5 protein-coding genes are annotated in these 3,432 nt (G+C 49.9%); 4 read left to right on the forward strand and 1 reads right to left on the reverse strand.

Going from position 1 to position 3,432, the window contains the following annotated elements; translation table 11 throughout:
- Window positions 1–911, reverse strand: a 911-nt coding sequence (locus ACEW8P_RS07875) for a dicarboxylate/amino acid:cation symporter (RefSeq protein ID WP_373512543.1), incomplete at its 3' end; no start/stop codon positions are given.
- A 281-nt stretch (window positions 912–1,192) separates the two neighbouring features.
- Here ACEW8P_RS07875 and ACEW8P_RS07880 point away from each other — a divergent pair.
- The 4 genes from ACEW8P_RS07880 to ACEW8P_RS07895 are packed head-to-tail and all read left to right on the forward strand — an operon-like array spanning window position 1,193 to window position 3,400.
- Window positions 1,193–2,479, forward strand: coding sequence for an amidohydrolase family protein (locus ACEW8P_RS07880; protein WP_373512544.1), 1,287 nt, complete (start codon window positions 1,193–1,195; stop codon window positions 2,477–2,479).
- Window positions 2,472–2,816, forward strand: coding sequence for a DUF1648 domain-containing protein (locus tag ACEW8P_RS07885; protein ID WP_373512545.1), 345 nt, complete (start codon window positions 2,472–2,474; stop codon window positions 2,814–2,816). The genes ACEW8P_RS07880 and ACEW8P_RS07885 overlap by 8 nt, the downstream gene beginning before the upstream one ends.
- A gap of 40 nt (window positions 2,817–2,856) precedes the next feature.
- Window positions 2,857–3,087 (forward strand): hypothetical protein, encoded by a 231-nt coding sequence (locus tag ACEW8P_RS07890; RefSeq protein ID WP_373512546.1) that lies wholly within the window; start codon window positions 2,857–2,859, stop codon window positions 3,085–3,087.
- Complete coding sequence (locus tag ACEW8P_RS07895) at window positions 3,080–3,400, forward strand: type II toxin-antitoxin system PemK/MazF family toxin (RefSeq protein ID WP_373512547.1); 321 nt, start codon at window positions 3,080–3,082, stop codon at window positions 3,398–3,400. The genes ACEW8P_RS07890 and ACEW8P_RS07895 overlap by 8 nt, the downstream gene beginning before the upstream one ends.
- The last annotated feature ends 32 nt before the right edge of the window (window positions 3,401–3,432 follow it).

A 3,432-nucleotide genomic window follows, 5' to 3' on the forward strand; every position in this document is an offset into this window, starting at 1 on the left:
ATCGACACGGGTTCGGCGATCTGCTTGGCGAACTTGATGATCGGTACCTTGGCGATCAGCGCCACGGGCACCAGCACCAGCAGAATGAAAGCGATTAGGGCGCAGTAGAGTGTCACGAGCAGCATCGCCAGGTTTTGCAGCACGTCGATGCCCATGTGGCCGACGGTTTCGGCGATGGCCGCCCCTACCCCGATGGGCGCGAAGAGCATGACGATGTTGGTAAATTTGAACATTACCTCGGCCAGCAGTTCGACGCCCGAAACTACCTTGTCTTTTTGCACCGCGGGCAGCATCGCCAACGCCACGCCGAAAATCACGCTGAAAACTACCACTTGCAGCACCTCACCTTCGTAAATGGATTTGGCCAGGTTTTCAGGGAAGACATGGACGATTATTTCCTGCCAGGTCTGCGGCTCCACTACGGGCAAAGTACCCGCCATATCCGTCGGGGCCACAATGCCCGCACCCGGCTCAAACCAGTTAGCAAAGAACAGTCCGATGAATAGCGCAATGGTCGTCACGATCTCGAAATACACCAGCGATTTCCAACCCATGCGGCCCACCTGTTTCAGGTCGGAATGCCCGGCGATACCCGCCACCAGTGTCGCGAATAGCAGCGGCGCAATGATCGTCTTGATCATTTTCAGGAAAATCTGCCGCAGGAAGTGCAGGCCTATGCCAACCTCCGGGAAGTCGTAGCCGATCTCGACGCCAACGACCATCGCCACCAAAATGGAGGTCGTGAGGTTGCGCTTAATAAAGGCGTACACCAGCAGCCCGGCGATGGCCAGCCACCGCAGTGTCAACAGCGCAGCTTCGGGAATGGCAATAAGGTCATATCCGGCAAGGAAAGAAGCTATGGCTGCCACTGTGACCAGGCCCCAATTGATGAGCGTAATGTTTTTCTTCATGTAGTTTGATTAGTATAACCTTTGGTAATTCAAGCGGTAAACTTAGGTAAAAAGGCAACACTTAGGAGTTTGGCATAATGGATATTTTTAGAAAACAGGCGATCGTATATTTAATCCGCTTGCTGATTTTTTGTTATCCGATTCAAAAAAATCGTATCATTCTGGCATTGTTGACAAAATTCGTTACCAGTTTTATCCATCAATAATTGTTTTCCTCTACCCTTATGCTCTCAGCCCATCCGTACACAATTACCCTTAGAGGTACTTTCGCCTGCCTGATAATGCTGGCATGCCTCTCTTGCTCAAATGACAATGACACAAACACTTCAAACCACGGAAAAGCGGAAATACGGGCGGTCAACGAAAGTGCCATCATTTCAGGAGTGGGTACTAAAGCCATCGTGCATTGCCGGGTCATTGTTGGCGATGGCACGACGGTGATCGAAGACGGCTGCGTGGTAGTTTCCGATACTACGATTGAGGCGGTGGGCAAATTCGGGGAAGTAGCCGTACCCGACGGGGCCGAGGTGATAGAGGCCAGCGGCATGACGCTGCTTCCCGGACTTATCGACGCCCATTTTCACCTCAATCGCCTGGATTCCCTGCCCGCGCTTTTTCTAAAAAATGGCATCACGTCCATGCGTGATCCTGGTGCCTGGATCGAAGACTACGATGCAGTTCGGGCCACGGGCATGGCCCTGCCCAGATTGTATCTGACGGGGCCGCATATTGACATGTTTCATCCGGCTTATCCCGAAAATTCGTTTGTCGTCAGGGATATTTCAGAGGCTAAAATGGCAGTCGACAAATTCGCTAACCAAGGCGCTTCGGCGATCAAAATCTACTTTCGCTGTTCGCAGGAAATTATTCGCGCGGTATGTGCCGCCGCCGACGCGCGGGGTATTCCCGTAACGGCTCACTTGGAGATTAGTGACATTTATGAAACCGTAGCTGCGGGTCTCGATGGCATTGAACACATCACTTCATTGGGCACCAACTTGGTACCCGCCCCCCAAGCCGAAGCCTACAAACAGCAGATTTTGCAAGACAATAACGCCCGGCGCCAGGGCCGGTATGACATGTGGCAAACTATTGACCCCAACGGTGAATCAGCCGAAAAGCTGGGTAGTTTTCTCGCGCAGCGTAATGTATTCGTCTGCCCCACATTGGGTGCCTTTGAGTATCAACCTTCTGGGAACGACCTGGACACGCTGCGGCAAGAGGCTTTTCAGCACATGACTGGCTATACCAAAAAACTTCACGATCTGGGTGTCAGTGTCGTTGTGGGTTCGCACTCAAGAGTCAAGTACGCCGAAACGGGTTGGGCGTTTCATCACGAGATGGAACTCTTTGAGAAATTAGGTATGGAGCCTTTAAAAATCATCAAGGCGGCTACGCTCGACAACGCCGCTTTTTTTGGAATACTGGATCGGCTCGGAACCATTCAGAAAAATAAACGGGCGGACTTTATATTGGTCGAGGGGAATCCGCTCAAAGGGATCGCCACTCTCCGTAACATCCGTCGGGTGATGTTGTCTGGTGCTTGGGTGATGTCGGAAAATGATTGACGATTTTTCTGATTTTCTTATGAAGTATTTGGCTTGGCTAATTTTAGCTTCACCGATCCTGGCGTTCTTTCTGCTCCGGGATTATCTCCCGGAGCAGATGCCTATTCATGTCTCGCAACGAGGTGTGGATCGCTATGGTAGTAAGGAAAATTTTGCGGGAATAGTCCTGACAATCACGATGATCTTTGGGCTGATGTTCTTCATAGTTGCCAAAGCCCTTTCATCGTTTAGTCCTATGTCCCAAGAGGAGTTGGACAAAGCCTATCTTGGTGGTTGGGTTGGGGCGGCGATGATTGGATTTGGGATGTTCATTGGGGGCTGGCTGATAGCTGGATGATATAGTAAAATGACTATATTTGGGCTTAATCTGCTAGACTATGAACAAGCAAAAAATTATAGAGCGTACAATAAGCGCAATCAATCGGCTACCGGCCGATAAAGCGGAGGAAATTTCAACTTTCGCCGATTTTGTATCAAAGCGATATGAAGAAACACAATTAGGCGAAGATATGCGAAAATTGGCGATGGGAAGTCAGGTTTTTGACTTCCTTGATGATGAGGAAGAGTTGTATTCCGAGGCTGACTTAATCGAAGTATTTAATGGCTAAGGGCGATGTATTACTCATTACTTTTCCCTTCACCAATTTGAGTGGCAGCAAGCTGCGTCCAGCGGTGGTGCTTGCCGAGACAAGTTTAGACTTGACCGTGTGCTTCACTACTACGCAAACTGCGTGGAGCGAGCCTACGGATATGCTACTTGCCCCGAACATCGCAAACGGATTGAAAAAGCCATCACTCGTGCGGACAAATAAAATCGCAACTTTGGATAGATTGCTGGCAAAAGGGCTGATTGGTAAGCTCTCAACAATTGATATCGCCAACCTAGACGCTAAGCTCAAAATTGTTCTTGATTTGTCTTGATGCCCTTTCTACTCCACCAAATGATCGTCCCA

The sequence above is a fragment of the Persicitalea sp. genome, assembly GCF_041751555.1.
Lineage (GTDB): Bacteria > Bacteroidota > Bacteroidia > Cytophagales > Spirosomataceae > Persicitalea.

Excerpts from the sequence above, each read along its gene's own strand:
- ACEW8P_RS07880 (WP_373512544.1), top strand. The coding sequence starts at position 1,193 with ATGCTGGCATGCCTCTCTTGCTCAAATGACAATGACACAAACACTTCA.
- ACEW8P_RS07895 (WP_373512547.1), top strand. The coding sequence starts at position 3,080 with ATGGCTAAGGGCGATGTATTACTCATTACTTTTCCCTTCACCAATTTG.
- ACEW8P_RS07885 (WP_373512545.1), top strand. The coding sequence starts at position 2,472 with ATGATTGACGATTTTTCTGATTTTCTTATGAAGTATTTGGCTTGGCTA.
- ACEW8P_RS07890 (WP_373512546.1), top strand. The coding sequence starts at position 2,857 with ATGAACAAGCAAAAAATTATAGAGCGTACAATAAGCGCAATCAATCGG.